This window comes from Streptomyces sp. B5E4 (assembly GCF_039871555.1).
In the GTDB taxonomy this organism is placed as follows: domain Bacteria; phylum Actinomycetota; class Actinomycetes; order Streptomycetales; family Streptomycetaceae; genus Streptomyces.
In genome coordinates this window covers 272013-290664 of record NZ_JBDPMI010000008.1, presented here as the reverse complement: position 1 = coordinate 290664, position 18652 = coordinate 272013, and the positions used below count along the sequence as shown (strand labels likewise).

At 70.6% G+C, this 18652-nt stretch carries 17 protein-coding genes; 13 read left to right on the top strand and 4 right to left on the bottom strand.

Annotation, left to right across the window (positions count from 1 at the left end):
• The first annotated feature begins 13 nt into the window (after positions 1 to 13).
• The 9 genes from ABGA99_RS14230 (at position 14) to ABGA99_RS14190 (ending at position 9349) form a co-directional block, all read left to right on the top strand.
• Entirely contained in the window at positions 14 to 289 is a 276-nt protein-coding gene (locus ABGA99_RS14230; RefSeq protein WP_101420559.1) for a phosphopantetheine-binding protein, read from the top strand.
• Positions 290 to 310: 21 nt separating this feature from the next.
• A complete protein-coding gene (locus tag ABGA99_RS14225) occupies positions 311 to 1096 on the top strand; it encodes an SDR family NAD(P)-dependent oxidoreductase (RefSeq protein ID WP_347577561.1) in 786 nt (261 codons plus the stop codon).
• Positions 1097 to 1118: 22 nt separating this feature from the next.
• Positions 1119 to 2066, top strand: a complete 948-nt coding sequence (locus ABGA99_RS14220) for an aromatase/cyclase (RefSeq protein WP_347577560.1) — start codon at positions 1119 to 1121, stop codon at positions 2064 to 2066.
• A gap of 1 nt (position 2067) precedes the next feature.
• Positions 2068 to 3687 (top strand): FAD-dependent monooxygenase, encoded by a 1620-nt coding sequence (locus ABGA99_RS14215; protein ID WP_347577559.1) that lies wholly within the window; start codon positions 2068 to 2070, stop codon positions 3685 to 3687.
• Positions 3688 to 3706: 19 nt separating this feature from the next.
• Complete coding sequence (locus ABGA99_RS14210) at positions 3707 to 5257, top strand: FAD-dependent monooxygenase (RefSeq protein ID WP_347577558.1); 1551 nt, start codon at positions 3707 to 3709, stop codon at positions 5255 to 5257.
• Entirely contained in the window at positions 5254 to 6111 is an 858-nt protein-coding gene (locus ABGA99_RS14205; protein ID WP_347577557.1) for an alpha/beta fold hydrolase, read from the top strand. Before ABGA99_RS14210 ends, ABGA99_RS14205 begins: the two co-directional genes overlap by 4 nt.
• A 146-nt stretch (positions 6112 to 6257) precedes the next feature.
• Positions 6258 to 6704 carry a carboxymuconolactone decarboxylase family protein gene (locus ABGA99_RS14200; protein ID WP_347577556.1) on the top strand — a complete coding sequence of 149 codons (447 nt, stop codon included), beginning with the start codon at positions 6258 to 6260 and terminating at the stop codon, positions 6702 to 6704.
• A 394-nt stretch (positions 6705 to 7098) separates the two neighbouring features.
• Complete coding sequence (locus ABGA99_RS14195; RefSeq protein WP_347577555.1) at positions 7099 to 7953, top strand: sigma-70 family RNA polymerase sigma factor; 855 nt, start codon at positions 7099 to 7101, stop codon at positions 7951 to 7953.
• A gap of 163 nt (positions 7954 to 8116) precedes the next feature.
• Entirely contained in the window at positions 8117 to 9349 is a 1233-nt protein-coding gene (locus tag ABGA99_RS14190; protein ID WP_347577554.1) for an acyltransferase, read from the top strand.
• 338 nt (positions 9350 to 9687) lie between these two features.
• Here ABGA99_RS14190 and ABGA99_RS14185 read toward each other — a convergent pair whose 3' ends face one another.
• Positions 9688 to 10497 (bottom strand): AfsR/SARP family transcriptional regulator, encoded by an 810-nt coding sequence (locus ABGA99_RS14185; protein ID WP_347577553.1) that lies wholly within the window; start codon positions 10495 to 10497, stop codon positions 9688 to 9690.
• Between the two features lie 510 nt (positions 10498 to 11007).
• Between ABGA99_RS14185 and ABGA99_RS14180 the strand changes: the two genes are divergently transcribed.
• Positions 11008 to 11163: a hypothetical protein gene (locus ABGA99_RS14180; RefSeq protein ID WP_347577552.1), complete on the top strand. Its 156-nt coding sequence runs from the start codon at positions 11008 to 11010 to the stop codon at positions 11161 to 11163.
• Positions 11164 to 11518: 355 nt separating this feature from the next.
• On the opposite strand, the gene ABGA99_RS14175 is transcribed toward ABGA99_RS14180, so the two are convergent.
• The 3 genes from ABGA99_RS14175 to ABGA99_RS14165 all read right to left on the bottom strand — a co-directional run bounded on the left by ABGA99_RS14175 (position 11519) and on the right by ABGA99_RS14165 (position 14919).
• A complete protein-coding gene (locus tag ABGA99_RS14175; RefSeq protein ID WP_347577551.1) occupies positions 11519 to 12232 on the bottom strand; it encodes an SDR family oxidoreductase in 714 nt (237 codons plus the stop codon).
• A 277-nt stretch (positions 12233 to 12509) separates the two neighbouring features.
• The gene (locus tag ABGA99_RS14170; protein ID WP_347582753.1) at positions 12510 to 14015 is read right to left on the bottom strand and encodes an MFS transporter; all 1506 of its coding nucleotides are present in this window, start codon (positions 14013 to 14015) and stop codon (positions 12510 to 12512) included.
• A gap of 238 nt (positions 14016 to 14253) precedes the next feature.
• Positions 14254 to 14919, bottom strand: a complete 666-nt coding sequence (locus ABGA99_RS14165; protein ID WP_347582752.1) for a hemerythrin domain-containing protein — start codon at positions 14917 to 14919, stop codon at positions 14254 to 14256.
• A 289-nt stretch (positions 14920 to 15208) separates the two neighbouring features.
• Here ABGA99_RS14165 and ABGA99_RS14160 point away from each other — a divergent pair, with 289 nt between their 5' ends.
• The 3 genes from ABGA99_RS14160 (at position 15209) to ABGA99_RS14150 (ending at position 18639) form a co-directional block, all read left to right on the top strand.
• Positions 15209 to 16675 carry an FAD-dependent monooxygenase gene (locus ABGA99_RS14160; protein WP_347577548.1) on the top strand — a complete coding sequence of 489 codons (1467 nt, stop codon included), beginning with the start codon at positions 15209 to 15211 and terminating at the stop codon, positions 16673 to 16675.
• 65 nt (positions 16676 to 16740) lie between these two features.
• Positions 16741 to 17604, top strand: a complete 864-nt coding sequence (locus ABGA99_RS14155; RefSeq protein WP_347582751.1) for an NAD(P)H-binding protein — start codon at positions 16741 to 16743, stop codon at positions 17602 to 17604.
• A gap of 21 nt (positions 17605 to 17625) precedes the next feature.
• A complete protein-coding gene (locus tag ABGA99_RS14150) occupies positions 17626 to 18639 on the top strand; it encodes an alpha/beta hydrolase (protein WP_347582750.1) in 1014 nt (337 codons plus the stop codon).
• Positions 18640 to 18652 lie beyond the last annotated feature (13 nt).

Here is an 18652-nt window from a genome sequence, read left to right as displayed (position 1 = left end):
CGGACGGATACCGATGACCGACAAACCCTTCACCCTCGACGACCTCAAGCGGGTCCTGCTCCAGGCCGCCGGCGCCGACGAGTCCACGGACCTGGACGGCGACATCCTGGACGCCACCTTCGAGGTCCTGGGCTACGAGTCGCTGGCGCTGCTGGAGACCGCGGGACAGATCGAGCGCGAGTACGGGATCTCCCTCGACGACGACGCGCTGGCCGACGACCTGACTCCGCGCACCCTCATCGACCTCGTCAACGGCCACCTCGCCGCGGCCCGCGCCACCACCGCCTGAGCGAACAGTGAGGAAGAAGCCATGACACACCAGCCGGCACGCGTCGCCCTCGTCACCGGCGCGACCAGCGGCATCGGCCTGTCCGTCGCCACGCTGCTCGCGTCGCAGGGCCACCAGGTGTTCCTCGGCGCCCGTACCGAGGACGGGGTCGTCGCCACCGTGAAGTCCCTGAAGGACAAGGGGTACGACGTCGAGGGCCAGGTGCTCGACGTCCGCGCCACCGACTCGATCGAGAGCTTCGTCCGGGCCGCCGTCGAGACCTTCGGCGACGTCGCCGTCCTCGTCAACAACGCCGGCCGCTCCGGCGGCGGCGTCACCGCCGACATCGCCGACGAACTGTGGGACGACGTCATCGACACCAACCTCAACAGCGTCTTCCGCATGACCCGCGCCGTGCTGACGCTCGGCGGGATGCGGAACCGCGACAGCGGCCGCATCATCAACATCGCCTCGACCGCCGGCAAACAGGGCGTCGTGCTCGGCGCCCCCTACTCGGCCTCCAAGCACGGCGTCGTCGGCTTCACCAAGGCGCTCGGCAACGAGCTGGCGCCCACCGGCATCACCGTGAACGCCGTCTGCCCCGGCTACGTCGAGACGCCGATGGCACAGCGGGTGCGGCAGGGCTACGCCGCCGCGTACGAGACGACAGAGGCCGCGATCCTCACCAAGTTCCAGGCGAAGATCCCGCTCGGCCGCTACAGCACCCCCGACGAGGTCGCCGGCATGGTCGGCTACCTCGCCTCCGACACCGCCGCTTCCGTCACCTCCCAGGCGCTGAACGTCTGCGGCGGCCTCGGCAACTTCTGACCACCGGCAAGGAGCAGCCGTCATGACAACTCGCGAGGTCGAGCACACGATCGAGATCAGTGCTCCCGCCGACACGATCTACACCCTGCTGGCCGACGTGGGCCACTGGCCGCGGATCTTCCCGCCGACGATCTACGCCGACCGGGAGGAGACCGGCCCCGGCGAGGAGCGCATCAGGATCTGGGCCACCGCCAACGGCGCGGCCAAGAACTGGACGTCGCGCCGCTTCCTCTCCCCGGCACAACGGCGCATCCGCTTCCGCCAGGAGGTCAGCACCCCGCCGGTCGCCGAGATGGGCGGCACCTGGATCATCGAGGAGCGCGGCGCCGGGGAGTCGCGGGTGCGGCTGCTGCACGACTACCGGGCGATCGGCGACGACCCGGACGACCTGGCCTGGATCGACCGGGCCGTCGACACCAACAGCACCGCGGAACTGGTCTCGCTGAAGGAGAACGTCGAGCGTGCGCACGCCGCCGACCGGGACGAGCTGACCTTCTCCTTCTCCGACACGGTACGCATCGAGGGCACCGCCAAGGACGCCTTCGACTTCGTCAACGAGGCCGGCCAGTGGCCCGAGCGGCTGCCGCACGTGGCGACCGTGCGCTTCAGTGAGGACACCCCGGGGCTGCAGTCCCTGGAGATGGACACCCGGGCGAAGGACGGCTCGACGCACACCACCAAGTCGTACCGGGTGGCCTTCGCGCCGCACCGGATCGCCTACAAGCAGGTGACGCTGCCCGCCCTGATGACCCTGCACACGGGGATCTGGACCTTCGAGGAGGACGGCGACGGCGGCGCCGTCACCGCCACCTCCCAGCACACCGTCACCCTCAACACCGAGAACATCGCCCGCATCCTGGGCGGGCAGGCCACCGTGGCGGACGCCCGCGCGTACGTCCAGGGCGCGCTCAGCGCCAACAGCAGCGCCACCCTCGGGCACGCGAAGGACTACGCGGAGCGGATGGCCTGAGATGAGCGCGCAGGACGGCGTCCCGGGCGTACGGGCCGGGGGTTCCTCGCGGACCACCCGGCTCGACGCCCAGGTGATCATCGTGGGTGCGGGGCCCGTGGGGCTGATGCTGGCGGGCGAACTCGGCCTGCGCGGCGTCCGCGTGGTGGTCGTCGAGCAGCGGCACGGGCCGACGACGGAGTCACGGGCCTCCACCCTGCACGCCAGGACCATGGAGATCTTCGACTCCCGCGGGCTCCTCCCCGATATCGGCCGGGCGCCCAACGCCACCCGCGGCCACTTCGGCGGCATCCCCCTCGACCTGACGCTGCCCGGCGCGTACCCGGGGCAGTGGAAGGTGCCGCAGGCCAAAACGGAATCGGTGCTGGAGGAGTGGGCGCTGTCGCTGGGCGCCGACATCCACTGCGGCACCCGGCTGCGGGTGCTGGGCGTCACGCAGGCGGGCGACTCCGTCGAGGCGGAGGCCGTCGGCAGGGACGGCGAGGCGGTGCGGCTGCGGGCCGCGTACCTCGTCGCCTGCGACGGCCAGGACTCGACGGTGCGCAGGCTGACCTCGGCACCGTTCCCCGGCCACCCGGCGGGCCGCGAGCTGCTACGGGCCGACGTGGCGGGCATCGACGTACCGGACCGCAGATTCGAGCGGCTGCCCCGCGGACTGGCGATCGCCGCCCGCCGCGAGGACGGCGTGACCCGTGTGATGGTGCACGAGTTCGGCGCCCCCGTGCGCGCCTCGGGAGAGCCGGACTTCGCCGGATTCTGCGCCACCTGGCGGCGGGTGACGGGCGAGGACATCAGCGGCGGCACCCCCCTGTGGGTCAACGGCTTCCACGACGCCAACCGCCAGCTCGCCTCGTACCGGCAGGGCCGCATCCTCTACGCCGGGGACGCCGCCCACCAGCAACTGCCCATCGGCGGCCAGGCGCTGAACCTCGGCGTCCAGGACGCCTTCAACCTGGGCTGGAAGCTGGCCGCCACGGCCCTCGGCCGGGCCCCGGCGGGGCTGCTGGACTCCTACCACACCGAACGGCACGCGGTCGGCCGCGCGGTTCTCGGCAACATCCGCGCGCAGGCGCTGCTCCTGCTGGGCGGTCACGACAACGATCCGCTGCGGACCGTGCTGGCCGAACTCCTCGGCCACGAGGCGGTACGCACCACCCTCGCCGGTGCCGTCAGCGGACTCGGCATCCGCTACGACGTCGGCGGCCCCCCGCACCCCCTGCTCGGCGCGCGGCTGCCGCACGCCCGGCTCCGGGTGGACGGCGCCCCGCGGACGACGGCGGAGCTGCTGCGCTCCGGCCGCGGCCTGCTGCTGGGCCTCGGCGGCGCACCGCCGGCCGGCGGGGACGGCTGGGCGGACCGGGTCGACCTCGTCACCGCGGACGCCGAAACCCCGGAGGCCGACGGGGCGGGCGCGCCGCTCGACGGGGCCGACGCCGTGCTCGTACGCCCCGACGGCTACGTGGCCTGGGCCGGCGACCGGCGCGGCGACGGGCTCAAGGACGCCCTCGTGCGGTGGTTCGGCGCACCGCGCGACCCGCGCGGTCGCGCCGCCGCGGCCGGCGCCCGCCGGCAGACGGAACGTACCCACACGCCGGCCCGTGTGCACCACGGGCCGGTCTGACGGACACGAGAGGGACGACGTGGATACAGATGTGATCGTCGTCGGCGCCGGCCCGACCGGGCTGATGCTGGCGGGAGAGCTGCGGCTCGGCGGGGCCCGCGTGGTGGTGCTGGAGCGCCTTGCGCAGCCGACCGGCCAGTCGCGCGGACTCGGCTTCACCGCACGCGCGATGGAGACGTTCGACCAGCGCGGGCTGCTGCCCCGCTTCGGGCAGGGCGAGACGCTGGAGATCAGCCCGATGGGGCACTTCGGCGGCGTGCAGTTCGACTACACCGTGCTCGCCGACGGCCACTTCGGCGCCCGCGGCATCCCGCAGAACCAGACCGAGGCGGTGCTGGAGGAATGGGCCACGGAGCTGGGCGCGGACATCCGCCGCGGCACCGAACTGGTGGAGATCGCCGACGGGTTCCTCGACGGCGACCAGGTGGAGGTGGCCGTCGCCACGGCCGGGGGCGTGGAGCGGCTGCGGGCCGCGTACCTCGTCGGCTGCGACGGCGGCCAGAGCCGCACCCGCAAGCTCGCCGGGTTCGACTTCCCCGGCCTGCCCGCGACCCGCACGATGTTCCTCGCCGACGTCCTGGGCTGCGACCTCAAGCCCCGCTTCCTCGGCGAGCGGCTGCCCAACGGCATGGTGATGGCGGCGCCGCTCCGCGAAGGGGTGGACCGCATCATCGTCTGCCCGCACGGCGCGCCCGCCCGCGACCGCGACGACGACGTGACCTTCGCCGAAGTCGCGCGCGCCTGGCAGCACATCACCGGCGAGGACATCAGCGGCGGCAGCGCCGACTGGGTCAGCTCGTTCAGCGACGCCACCCGGCAGGTCGGCGAGTACCGCAGGGGCCGGGTGCTGCTGGCGGGCGACGCCGCCCACATCCACCTGCCGGCCGGCGGCCAGGGCCTGAGCACCGGCGTGCAGGACGCGGCGAACCTCGGCTGGAAGCTGGCCGCGGAGATCCGCGGCACGGCCCCCGCCGGGCTGCTCGACAGCTACCACGTGGAGCGGCACGCGGTCGGGCGGCGGCTGCTGATGAACACCCGTGCGCAGGGCATCGTGTTCCTCGGCGGGGAGCAGTCGGACCCGCTGCGCGAGCTGTTCACCGAGCTCATCGGCGGCTACGACGACGTCAAGCGGCACCTGGCCGGCATCGTGAGCCACCTCGACATCCGCTACGACTTCGCCACGGCGGACGGCGCGGACTCCGCGGCCCCCGCCGCGGCCGCCGACTCCGCCGCCCCGGTGCATCCGCTGCTCGGCCGCCGGATCGGCACCCGCCCGCTGACCGGCGCCGACGGCGACACCGACACCGTACGCCTGATGCGCGGCGGCCGCGGCGTGCTGCTGGACCTCGCCGACGACGCCGCCCTCCGGGCCGCCGCGGCCCCGTGGGCGGACCGGGTCGACGTGGTGACCGCGGTGGCCAAGCCGCCCGCGGACGGCGAGGACCTGCTCGACGGCGCCGCCGCGGTGCTCGTACGCCCCGACGGCTATGTGGCGTGGGTCGGCGCGGGCCCGGAGAAGGACCCGGCGGCCACCCTCGGCCGCTGGTTCGGCGCCGGCCGGAGCGCGTGAGCGCGCACGCGCGGCCCGTCGTCCTGGAGGCGGCCGGTACCCGGCTGTCGGCTCTGCTCAGCGAGCCGGCCGGGGACCGGCCGCCGCTGGCGACGGTCGTCGCCCTGCACGGCGGCGGCATGACGGCCTCGTACTTCGACGCCCGCGCCCGCCCCGGCCTGTCGCTGCTGGAACTGGGCGCCACGCTCGGCTTCGCCGTGCTGGCCGTGGACCGCCCCGGCTACGGCCGCTCGGCGCCCGAACTGCCGCAGGGCGTCAGCCTGTCGCGGCAGACCCGGCTGCTACGGGCCGGGCTCGCCGACTTCGCGGGGCGGCACCCGACCGGCGCCGGGATGTTCCTGCTGGCGCACTCGTACGGCGGGAAGCTGGCCCTGTCGCTGGCCGCCGCGGCGGGCGCCGGGGACCGGCTGCTGGGCCTGGACGTCTCCGGCTGCGGGCACCGGTACGCGGCCCTGCCCGGCGCGCCCGCGGCGGTGCCGTCGCGGCGCGACACCCTGCGGCACTGGGGGCCGCTGCGGCTCTACCCGCCGGGTACGTTCCGCGCGGGCCGCGGCATGACGACGCCGATGCCCGGCCGGGAGGCGGCGGGGCTGCCCCGCTGGCCGCGGGTCTTCGCCCGGCTGGCGCCCTGGGTCCGGGTGCCGGTGCGGCTCACCTTCGCCGAGCACGAACGCTGGTGGCGGCACGGGGAGCGGGATCTCGCCGACCTGGCGGGCCGGTTCACCGCGAGTCCGCGCGTCCAGGTGGACCGGCAGTCCGGCGCGGGACACAACATCAGCCTCGGCTGGGCGGCCCGCGCCTACCACCTGCGGGCACTGGCGTTCCTCACGGAGTGCATCACCCCGGCGGGGTGATGCCGCCCCAGGACCGGCCTTCTCAGCGGGAGCCAGGCCCACGTCCGGCCGTCACATTTTCCTGCGCTGGTTCGTCATAGAAGTACGCAGACGTCACACGTGCGTCGGATGAGGTGTCCGGTCGCGCAGAGAACACGGAGGAAAACATGACTGCTCGTATGCCCAATCCTGCGGTCGTAGCGGGGCCCGATCTGCTCCCGGCCCTGCTCACCGTGGCCGGGGCTGCGAAGAGCTGCGGGGTGCCGGATACCACGGTCAACCTCGTCTACCTGCGTGTCAGTCAGATCAACGGGTCCAGCTGGAACGTGAACAAGCATGCCGCCGATCTGAAGACGGCGGGTGAGAGCGATGAGCGGATCAACACTGTCGCTGCCTGGCGTGACACTCCGTACTTCACGCCGGAGGAGCGGGCCGCTTTGGCACTGGCCGAGGCCGCTACCCGCCTGAGCGACCGCGCCGAGGCGGTGTCGGACGAGGTGTGGGCCGAGGCGGCGAAGCACTACTCCGAGCAGCAACTCGCCGGGCTTCTCATAGCCACCGGGCTGAGCAACTTCTGGCACCGCCTGATGCCGACCACCCGTCAGCCGATCTGACGGACGAGGGTCCGTGGTGGGGCGGCTGCATCGCGCCGTGCCACTGCGGCCCCTCGTACGTGTCGCGCGGTCCGGCCCCGTGGCGTCGGGCCGCGCGTCCTGCCGCGGCGCGGGAAACCGCCGGTCAGTGTCCCGGACCCGCCTGGGGAGGTGTCCGTGGACATGCCCGGGGCTGTGCGTCGTGCGGATCACCCGACGCATCGGCAGCCTCCCGCGGTGCGGGGTCTTCCCGGCCCGGGTGTCTCTCTCGTGCCGTTCGTGCGGTCTGCTCGGCTCGGTCGCCACGGCTGCGGCGACAGGCGTTCCGACGGTGCCCGAGCCGTACTCCTGAGGCGCCGGAGTACCGGCTCGGGGACCCGCCGCGTACATCGGAGAAACAATCAGGAGGGTACTGATGGACGGGCATGAGGCGCTGCTGGCGGAGCAGTTCGAGGAAGCCAGGGATCATCTGCGCGCCGTCGCGTTCCGCATGCTCGGCTCCGTGACCGAGGCGGACGACGCCGTCCAGGAGGCGTGGTTGCGTCTCAGCCGGTCGCGGGAGGACCGGATCCGCAACCTCCACGGCTGGCTGACCACGGTGGTCAGCCGGGTGTGTCTGGACATGCTGCGGGCGCGCCGGCTGCGCCGGGAGGACTTTGCGGAATCCGTGGTCCTGTCGGTTGGCGACGGTTCCGATCCCGAGGAACAGGTGCTGTTGGCCGATTCGCTCGGGCTGGCGCTGCTGGTGGTGCTGGAGTCGCTGGAACCCGCCGAACGGCTGGCGTTCGTCCTCCACGACCTGTTCAACATTCCCTTCGACGAGATCGCTCCGATCGTGGAACGGACGCCGGCGGCGGCGCGGAAGCTCGCCAGCCGGGCCCGCCGCCGGGTGCGTGGTGGTCAACTGCTGTCGGAGCCTGATTTGGTGCGCCGGCGTGAGGTGGTCGAGGCGTTTCTCGGCGCGGCGCGTCATGGGGACTTCGATTCCCTGATCGCCGTGCTCGACCCTGATGTCGTGTCGCGGAACAACGGGGTGCCCGGTGCGCGTGGCGCGTTGGCCGTAGCCAAGGGGGCGTCCTCGTTCGCGCAGATCGCCCGGTTCGCTCATCCGGCGCTGATCAACTCGTCCCCCGGGGTGATCGCGGCGCACGCGGGTGAGGGAGTGCGGGTGATCACCTTCGAGATCAGGGACCGGGTGATCACCGCGATCGATGTGATCACCGATCCGCGCCGGCTGCTCGCCCTCGATATGGCCTTGCTCGATGACTGATCGCTGGACCCGGCCCGCACCCGGCGGGGCGTGTACGGCGATCCCGGATCGTTTCACCAGAGAAGTTCGAGCCAGGCCGCGTTCAATTGCCGCGTGGTGGTGCTCCGCAGTTCGAGGAGAGCATTTCCGCCGTTCATGATCCCGATTCTGAGGATGGTGTGCTGTGGCACAGGACGAGGTAGCGGGCGGTAGTCCGCCGGCGCGGGTCGGTGGGAGTGCGAAGGAAGGCGCCACCACCGCCATGGAACTAGGGCGGGCCTCGCGTCTGCCCTCGCTGACCGGGCTGCGGTTCGCCGCGGCGCTGCTGGTGTTTCTCAACCACGTCGGGCTTCCCTTCCCGCATTCGCGCCTGCTGGAGTCCGATTCCGCGGCGATGAACCTGTTCGACGTGACGGCGAATGCCGGAGCGCTCGGTGTGACGTTCTTCTTCGTGCTCAGTGGGTTCGTGCTGACCTGGTCGGCCCGGGAGCGGGACACCGCTCCGCGGTTCTGGCGGCGCCGGCTGGTCAAGATCTATCCCAACTACGCCGTCACCTGGTTGCTGGCGATGGTTCTCTTCGCCTCCGCGTACACACCGACCGGCACCGCGGTGGCGAACCTGTTCGCGGTTCACATGTGGTCGCCCGACTTCGATGTCTACTCCAGCGTCAACCAGCCGAGCTGGTCGCTGGGGTGCGAGATCTTCTTCTATGCCTGCTTTCCGCTGTTGCACAACGTTTTCCAGCGGATACCGACGGCACATCTGAAGTACTGGATAGCCGGCGTGACGGCGGGGGTCATGGCCACTCCGGCCGTGGCCTATGCGTGGATCACGGACTGGCCGCTCTTCCCGGGCGCGGCGTTGGACGCTCCGGTCTCCTCCGAGCAGTACTGGTTCGCCAACTTCTTTCCTGCTACGCGCATTCTCGAGTTCACCCTCGGCATGCTGATCGCGCACGCCGTGATCCGGGGACGCTGGTTCAACATCGGCATGCTGTGGTCCGGTCTGCTGTTGGCCGGAAGCTATGTTCTCTGCTCGTACGTACCGTTCCTGTACTCGCAGAGGTCGATCACCATCATCCCGATGGTCCTCTTCATCGCCGCTGCCGCGATCGCGGACATCAAGGGGGAGCGGAGCGTGTTCCGTAACCGGGCGATGATCTGGCTGGGGGAGATATCCTTCGCCTTCTACTTGATCCACTTCATCGTCCTGGTGTATCTGCGTAAGGAGATCGACGGCTTCTACTCGGTCCCCGAGACCGTCGGTCTGGTGACGTTGGCTCTGGTGGTCAGCGTGCTCGCCTCCTGGGCGATGTACGCATTGCTGGAACGGCCGATCACCCGACGCTTTTCGTCGCCTCGCAGCGCCGATACCATGCAGAAGGACGGGCTGTCACCTGGCGTCGCGAAGAGCTGACGTTCGTCGCCGCCGGGCCCTGCGGCCCGGCGGCGACGGTAGTGGGCGGAAAGGAAGCGAGTTGCAGTTGTGACAGTGCGCTTCGATTCTCCGAAGGCCCCCGGGACGCGGCAGCGGCGGACAGCGGCTCTCCGTCCACCTACTGATGGCGGCCGGCCCGCGAGGCGGTCCGCGTGGATCGCGAGCGGCTGATGCCGGCGGCCGGCGTCGCGGGGCTCGACTCCCGCATGCGCGGGTGCGAAGGCCACCGCCGCTGACCTGGCGGCCACGTTCTCCCGGACTTGCTGGTGAAGGGGCCGGGCCGCGCCCGGCCCGTGGGTGGGGGAGTCACCCGTGCGTCACCCGACGGCGAGCGGACCGTCGGCCGTGGAAGCCGTCCCGGGCCGGGACTGCAGGATATGACGCTGCAGGCTGCTGAGTGCGGCGGACGGTTCGAGGCCCAGCTCGGTGACGAGGGTGGACCGCAGCCGCTGGTAGACGTTGAGTGCCTCGACCCGCCGACCCGAGCGGTGCAGCGCGAGCATGAACTGACCGTGCAGGTGCTCGTGCATCCGGTACTGGTCGACGAGCACGGCCAGCTCCGACAGCAGTTCCCGGTGGCGGCCGAGCCGCAGTTCGGCCTCGATGCGCTGTTCCAGCGCGCACAGCCGGGCCTCGTCCAACCGTTGGGCCTCCATGACGATCTGCGGGCCGGCCTGGATGTCCGTCAGCGCCGGACCGCTCCACAGCGAGAGGGCGGCCCCCAGATGGCGGGCCGCCCCCGAGTGATCCAGTGTGTCCATGGCCCGGTAGCCGATCTCCGTCCTGCGTTCGAACTCCCGGTAGTCCACCGGGCCGCCCCGGGTTGCCAGGCGGTAACCGCTGGGAACGGTGGCGATGATGTCCTTTGCCGTCCACAGCTCGTCCGGACTCGTGGCCAGAGCCCGGGAGATCATGTCACGCAATTGCAGGATGTAGGTCTGAAGGGTGGAACGCGCGCTTCGGGGTGGATTCTTCCCCCATAACTCATCGATCAAGGCCGTTACGGGGACCACTTGGTCTGCGTGAAGGGCGAGTAGGGCAAGAGCCCGTCGCGGCTTGGGCGCGGTCGGCACGACCGACACGCGGTTTTCGCGCGCTAAGAGCGTTCCCAGCACTTGGATTTCCACGTTCTCCCTCATCGTCAGGTGGAGGCCAGTGAGGTCTGCGGAGCCTGCCTACTTCACGGTGTGATCACCTGTCCAATGGTCGACTGCCCATTCAAACAGAGAAACAGCGCAGTCGGAATGTGTCAATAGGTTCAGGGCTTGCCTCACGTGGCCTTAGCAAGTGCGACATGATGACCTGTCAAGGGTGGTGGTCCGTCGCAGCGGCTGCGGCTGGCAGTGCCTGCCGGAGGTGTTCGAAATCTCGTCCGCGACCGCGCACCGTCGCTTTGCTGAATGAGCCGGGAAGAGACTGTGGCGCCAATAGCAGTTCAGCGAAAACGGGAGGTTTGCATCGCTATGGGCTTCGCGGTTCGGGGTTGCATTCGTTCGGCGGGGTCGTTTATCCAGACCTGGCGGGTATCTCCGGTGTTTTCGGCCGACGGGCGAAGCGCTCGGAATAGCTTTTGCAGGCCTGGGCGAGGGCGACGGACCGCGGATCCCTCACCTCGTGAACCGTGGCGAGGTGGACGGATGCGTGGGGTGCAAGCCGATCCCGGAGTGGCGGTACTCGTCGTCGTCGTGGCCGGCGCCTTCCGTTCGATGGCCTCGCAGATCAACTCCTCGGCCCGCTCGGCCGTTTCGGCGAGCTCGACGGTGCGGCGGCTGAAGATGTCAGTGATCACGTAGGCGTGGAGGCAGAGGCGAAGTCAAGGGGAAAGCCTGCGAGGGTCCGGTCGCGACGAGTTCGGGTATCGCCCCGGGGCAGGCGGCAGGTCGAAGGATGCCGGCCGGTTCGGCAGTGCCGGGACCTGGACCCCCTCGGCCCCGGTGACAGGGCCGAGGCGGGCGCGGGCTTCAGCACGTCGGCTCTCCCGACTTCCCGTGCCGACTTCCAGGGCCGAGTCCGAGGTCCAGGTCCTTCTCCCGCCGGACGAGCAGGCCCGGCGCTCACACGATCAGGTCCACAAGAAGCGGGTGACGCCGTGAACTCCGACACGGCCGGACCGGCACAGCCTGTGCTCACGGTGGTGAGCGCGGCGTTTCACCAGGGCAGTGCGCTGCCGTCGTGCTTGAAGAACCGGGCGTGGGAGTCGTCGTCGGTCGTCGCGAGGCGGACGGCTATGCGTGCGCCGTGTTCGGCGGTGAAGAAGCCCTCACCGGCGTTGATGTCGGTGCGGCAATAGCCGGGATCCACGACGTTGACCTTGATGGAGGTGCCCCAGAGCTCCTTGGCGAAGGCCGCGGTAATCATGTTGAGGGCGGCCTTCGAGGAGTTGTACGGCAGATTGTTGAGGGGCCACAGAGGGCTCTCCTCGATCAGTACCTGTGTCACGGAGCCCAGTTCGCTGGATTGGTTGACGATGCGGGCTGCGGGCGCCTTGCGGAGCAGCGGGAGCATCGCGTTGGTGACGGTGACGACGCCGAAAACGTTGATGTCGTAGACGTACCGCAGGGATTCGAGGGTGCTTGCGGTGGGCCGGCCCTGGTCGGGGGGAACGGTGACGCCCGCGTTGTTCACCAGGATGTCCAGGCGGCCGTGTTCCTTGTCGAGCCAGGCGGCGGCTTCCTGGACGCTCTCGGCATCGGTCACGTCGAGACGCACGAACTGGGCTCCGAGTTTCTCGGCGGCCGCCCTGCCGCGTTCCTCGTCGCGGGCACCCACGACCACGTGGATGCCGAGTTCGCGGAGCTGCCGCGCGATCTCGAACCCTATGCCCTTGTTGGCTCCGGTGATGAGAGCGATCTTCGTGCTCATCTTCTCTCCGCCTTTCACTGACGTGTTCGGGACGGTGATGTCGGGTCGGGGCCCAGTGGCCAGTGCGTTCATGTGCAGATGTCGATCCGTTGCGCGCATGCCCCGGGCCACGCTCCGGACCAGGAGATGCCGACCGCCGTGCGCCCAGGTGGCGACGCCGGGGGAGAACGGCGCTCCTGCGCCTCCCCATGGCGGGCGGCGTGTTGCTGATCTGACCCCGGACGTCTCGTTCCGTGGCCGGCCCCCGACGGTCCGGTGCGGTGGGTGGAGACCTGCCTTACGAGTCAGTCGGCCGGGGCGAGGTCGGTCTCCTTGGGGTTCTTGTCGTCGTCCTCGGCGTGGGGGGCGTGGCTTCGGCCTTGGGCATCAGGAAGGCGACGACGAGCAGGGCGATGACGCCCAGGACCGCTCCCGACAGGAACGCGTCATGGTTGGCGCTCTCCTGGACGTTCATGACGAGCTCCGGATCGCCCCCGGTGGCGGCCATCTCGGAGTCGATGCCGCTGTAGGCGATGGTGGCGATGATGGCGAGGCCGAGGGCGCCTCCCGCCTCCTGGCTGGTGTTGATGAGGCCGGCACCGACGCCCGCCTCCTTGTTGGAGACTCCTACGAATGCGGCGATCTGGAGCGTCACGAAGACCATGCCGCAGCCGAGGCCGAGCAGGATGAAGGGGGTCAGCAGGTCGACCAGGTAGGTGCCGTCGGCGGGGGCACGCCACATCAGCAGCAGGCCGACCACGGCCAGGACCAGCCCGGCCATCACCAGGTTCCGAGGGGGGAACTTGGCGACCAGACCGGACGCGATTCCGGCGCCCGCGGCGACGGAAACGGCCAGCGGTACGTAGGCGAAACCGGCCTCGAGAGGCGTGTAGCCGAAGGCGTTCTGCATGAAGAGGCTGGCGAAGAAGAACAGCGCGGCGAACGTGCCGAAGACCAGAACGGCGGAGATGTTGGCGACCCGCATGGTCCTCAGCCGGAAGATGCGCAGCGGCATCATCGGCGACTTGATGAGGGACTCGATGACGATGAAGGCTGTCAGCAGTACCAGGACGCCGACCAGCGAGCCGATGGTGCGGAAGGTGCCCCAGCCGACGTGGGTGGCCTCGCCGAGGGTGAAGATCAGGAGCAGCAGGCCGGCGGTGAGGGTGGCGGCGCCGAAGGAGTCGAACTGTCCGCGCTCCTCGGCGCGGCTTTCCGGGAGGATGCGCACCGCGAGAAGTGCGGCGCCCAGGCCGATCGGCACGTTGATCCAGAAAATCCACTCCCAGCCGGGACCGTCGGCCAGGACACCGCCAAGGATCACGCCGGCGATCGAGGCGATACCGGAGAGTGAACCCCACACACCGAGGGCCTTGTTGCGCTCCGGCCCCTCGGCGAAGGTGTTGGTCAAGATGGCCAGGGCCGCCGGGGTGATCAGCGCGGCGCCGAAGCCCTGGACGCCGCGCGCGGCGATCAGGGTCGGGCCGTTCTCGGCGAGGCCGGAGACCAGGGAGGCCAGGGCGAAGATGGAGAAGCCGGTCTGGATGAGCCGACGGCGGCCAAAGGTGTCCGCGAGTCGCCCGCCGAACAGCAGGAAGCCACCGAGCACGGTCGCGTACGCGGTGACGATGTAGTTCAGACTGACGTCGGTCATGTCCAGACCCTCCTGGATGGAGGGCAGGGCAAGGTTCACGATGGACACGTCGGTGAACACCATGAACTGGCCCAAGCAGACGAAGGCCAGAATCGCCCCGGAACCCGCCTTCTGGGGCGAACGGTTCGCGGTGGAGTCCGGTCCACTCATGGATAAGTCTCCTCAACTGTGATGGAAGCGGCCACATGGAGGACTCTCCCGACCGTGCCAGCGCAACAGTGAACCTCCGGGGCGGGTGCCGATCGCGGGGAACTGTCCCGGCTTGCCGACGCACCGGACAGTTCACGTTCTCTCCGTGCCCGTCCGGACGGTCCCGGCCCGGGGAACCTCCGACGCTATGACGAACGGGAACCGGGAGATGTGACCGGACCTTGAACCTGCCCTGGGCTCAGGCAGCCAGTGCCTCCCGGGTTGTTCGGTACTGTTCCAGGAGCCCCTCCCGGGCGTCCCGCAGAGCCGGCGGGAAGTTCTCCGTCAACAGGCCCTGACCGCGGGCCGGTTCGGGGTCCTCAAGCAGTCCGAACATCAGGTGCACCCCGAATCGCGGCGAGCCCTGGATGAAGGCTTCCCGCAGCCTGACGATGTCCGCTTCGGGTACGCCCGGGAACAGGCGCTCCACCACGGCCTCCTCGGCGGCGAGGTGGCCGGCCAGAATGTCCTGCAGCCGCGTCGCCGCCTCGGAGGCGCGCCCGGTCGGCCCAGGGGAGGGTCCCCCGCCCCGGTGGCTCAGGCCGGCCGTCGCCGCCTCCAGGTCGTTGAGCGCCTGGTCGAGCACGGCGTGCTCTGCGGAGAGCTCCGCCAGATCGCTCTTCAGGCGCGGGTACAGGGTGTGCAGCAACGGCCAGAACACGTCGTCCTCCGCCCTGTGATGGGCATGGGTGAACGCCAACAGCCAGCGGACCGCCTCGGCCAGTTCGCCGGGATGCACCTCGTCGCCCCGGGCCAGTGCCTTGTACGCATCCGCCACCATCGCCGTCCCGCGCCGCAGCACCTCGTGGATCGCGACGAACTCCTCGTACAGGCGGGCCCCCGAGTTCTCGGCCGTGTCGCCCATGACAGCTTCCTTTCCAGGAAAAGGCAGTGATGACGGCCAGTACAACGGTGTCCACTGCAGGTGGGCTCGAAGGCCGGTCGAGGAATCCTGCCCGGCGGGTCCCGGCCCCCGGTCACCCGACGCACCCGGCCCCCACGGTCGGATGTGTGCCCTTGACCACGGCTAAAGCGCCTCTCGACCCGGCGGCGCTTGGCTTGGGCCAACTCATCGGCGAGCTGACGTGCTCCGCACGACGTGCGGCCGCCGATGCCGGAAGAGCCGGAGCACACCCATCTGCGAGGAGTAGGACATGGCAAAGGGCGCGATAGTCGTCGGTGCCGGACCGGTCGGGCTGATGTCGGCCTGCGAGCTGCGGCTCGGCGGTGTGGACGTCGTGGTCTACGACAGGCTCCCCGCCCCCAGTGGTGAGTCGCGCGGCCTGGGCTTCACCAGCCGCACCGCAGAGGTCCTCGACCAGCGGGGCCTTCTCTCCCGGCTCGGCGCGTTCCGCTGGGGACAGCAGGGGCACTTCGGCGGCGTGCGCATCGACTTCAACCTGTTGGAGGAGAGCCACTTCGGGGTGATGGGCCTGCCCCAGTCCCGTACCGAGCAGTTGCTCGGCGACTGGGCCGCCGAACTGGGCGTACCCGTGCGCCGCGGCTACGAGGTCACCGGCTTCACCGAGACCGACACCGGCGTCACCGTCCGGTACCGGGGCCCCGACGGTCCCGGGGAGGACACCGCTCAGTACCTCGTCGCCTGCGACGGCAGCCACAGCGTCGTGCGGGATCGCGCCGGGATCGCGTTCCCCGGCGACCCCGCCACGCGCGGCCTCTACCTCGCGGACATCGTCGGTGCCGAGATCCGGCCACGGCCTATCGGCGAGCGGATCAAGGGCGGCGGCATGGTCCTGGCGGTCGGCCTGGGCGACGGCGTCACCCGGATCGTGATCCACGAGCCGGGCGTCCGGCCGCACCACGGCGAGGGCAGCCTGACGTTCACCGAGGTCGCGGACGCCTGGCAGCGGATGACCGGCGACGACATCCACCACGCCGAGCCCCGCTGGATGGCAGCGCTCACCGACGCCACCGGCCTCGCCGAGACCTACCGCGAGGGGCGCGTCTTCCTGGCGGGAGACGCGGCGCACGATCACGCGCCGCTCGGTGCGCAGGGGCTGAGCGTCGGCATTCAGGACGCGGTGAACCTCGGATGGAAGCTGGCGGCCGTCGTCAAGGGCCAGGCTCCGGAGGAGCTCCTCGACACCTACCACGCGGAGCGGTACCCGGTGGGCCGGCAGTTGCTGCGCAACGTCCACGCCCAGTCGCTCCTGTACCTCAACGCCGAGATGGAGCCGCTGCGCGCGGTGATGCACGAACTCGTCCGGCTTCCCGAGGCCGCCCGCCAACTCGCCGGTGAGGTCAGCGGCCTGCACATCCGTTACGACGTGGGCGCCGAGGGCCACCCGCTGCTCGGGCTGCGGCTGGCACCGGGCTCCGAGCTGGAGTGCGCCGACGGCACCTGCGTCCGGGTCGCGGAACTCCTGCACGCGGGCCGTGGCGTCCTTGTCCTCACCGGCGACGTCGCCCTGCGGCAGAAGACCGCCGCCCACTGGGAGGACCGCATCGATGTCGTCGTCGGCTCCTGGGCCCGCGAGGACGGCCCGGAGGCGGTGCTGCTGCGCCCCGACGGGCACGTCGCATGGGCCGCCCCGGACGGCGGCGACCTCCAGGACGGCCTGACCCGTTGGTTCGGCCCCGGCGCCGCGTCGAAGGGCTGAACCGGCGCCCGGCACCCGCCCGGCAAACCCCGCACCGCCCGTGTCCCGACCTGGAAGGGCCCTCCATGACCGTTCTCGTCACCGGTAGCCGTGGAAGAGTCGGCTCCGCTCTCGTGCGAACCCTGCACGAGCGAAACTTCGACGTCCGCGCCGGCTCCGCCAGCCCCGACAAGCTGGCGTTTCCCACCGACGTCGAGACGGTGTCGCTCCGCCTCGACGACCCCTCCGGCCATGCCGTCGCGCTCGACGGCGTCTCGGCGGTGTTCCTCTACTGCGAGCCGGCGGGCATCGAGGCGTTCATCGAGCAGGCCGAGGCCGGAGGCGTAGAGCACGTCGTCGTGATGTCGGCCGACGCCGTGCTGCGCCCGGGGGCGGAGCACGACCCGATCGCCCGTGGACACCTCCTGGTGGAACGGGCCCTCGCCGAGTCCTCGCTCACCACGACGCCGCTGAACTGCGGTGCCCTGGCGAGCAATGCGCTGCCGTGGGCCTGGTCCCTGCGGGCCCGGGGTGCGGTCGCGCTGCCCTACCCCGACAGCTACGCGGACCCGGTTGACGAGCGGGACGTCGCCGAGGCAGCGTTCGCGGTGCTCACCGACCCCGCACGGCGGGGCCGCTCCTACCACCTCACCGGCCCCGAAGCGCTGTCCTTCGCCGAACAGGTCCGGGTCATCGCAACGGCGGTGGGCCGGGACATACCGATCGAGCGGGTCCCTCCCGAGGTATGGCGGGCCAACAAGCCCGACTTCATGCCCGGTGACATCGCGGACGCGTTGCTCACCTTGTGGGCGGCGAGCACGGAACCTGTGCCGCTGACCCATGACGTCGAGCACCTGGTCGGCCGCCCCGCCCGCTCGTTCACCGAATGGGCGGCCTGCCACGTGGACACTTTCCGCGCCTGGCCACAGCCGGGTCGTCGTAGCAGCTGACTGTCGAGGAGGGAACGTCACATGGCGTTAAGCAGAAGGAAGATGCTCACCCTGGGCACGGGAGCGACCACCCTCGCCACGGTGGGGACGCCGACGGTCGCCCGGGCCGGGACCGCCGATCCGGACGTCGCGTCCCCGGGCCGGCCCCTTCACGCTCGTCTGCCGGACGACCGAGGGCTGGCCCGGATGCTGCCGGGGGACTTCCGCAGCCGGTATGCGACGGTCAACGGGGTGCGGCTGCACTACGTGATCGGCGGCCGGGGTGCCCCGCTGATTCTGCTGCCCGGCTGGCCGCAGAGCTGGTGGGCGTACCGCAAGGTCATGCCGCTGCTGGCCCGTCGGTACCGGGTCGTCGCGGTCGATCTGCGCGGCATGGGCTCCTCCGGCCGGCCCCGGGACGGTTATGACAAGAAGACGATGGCGAGCGACATCCACCAGCTGGTGCACCGGCTCGGGTGGCGTAGCGCGAACGTCGTCGGTCACGACATCGGTTCGATGGTGGCGTTCAGCTACGCCGCCAACCACCCGCAGGCGACCCGGAAGGTCGCGATGCTCGACACTGTCCACCCCCACCCGGGGTTCTACGACCTGCCGCTGCTCCCTCCGCCCGGCGCCGGCTTCAGCCTCTGGTGGTGTGCCTTCAACCAGACCGGAATGCTGCCGGAGCAGCTGTTGGCCGGCCGCTCGCGGCACCTGGTGGACTGGCTGCTTCTCCACTCACTGGCCGATCAGAGCCTGGTCTCCCCCTTCGACCGTGCGGTCTACGCCCGGATCTACGACCAGCCGGACGCCATCCGGGCCGCCGGCGGCTGGTACCAGTCGTTCCACCGGGACATCGAGGACCTGGCCACCTACGGTCCGGTGACCGCTCCGCTGCTCGGGGTGTCCTCCGAGGCGAGCGACGGCGAACTGCGGCGAGTGCTGCCCGACCTCGGCACGGACGTGCGGGTGGTGAAGCTGGACAACACCATCCATTACCTGCCGGAGGAAGCCCCCGAGCGGCTGGAGGAGACCTTGCGGGACTTTTTCGCCTGACCGAACTCCATCC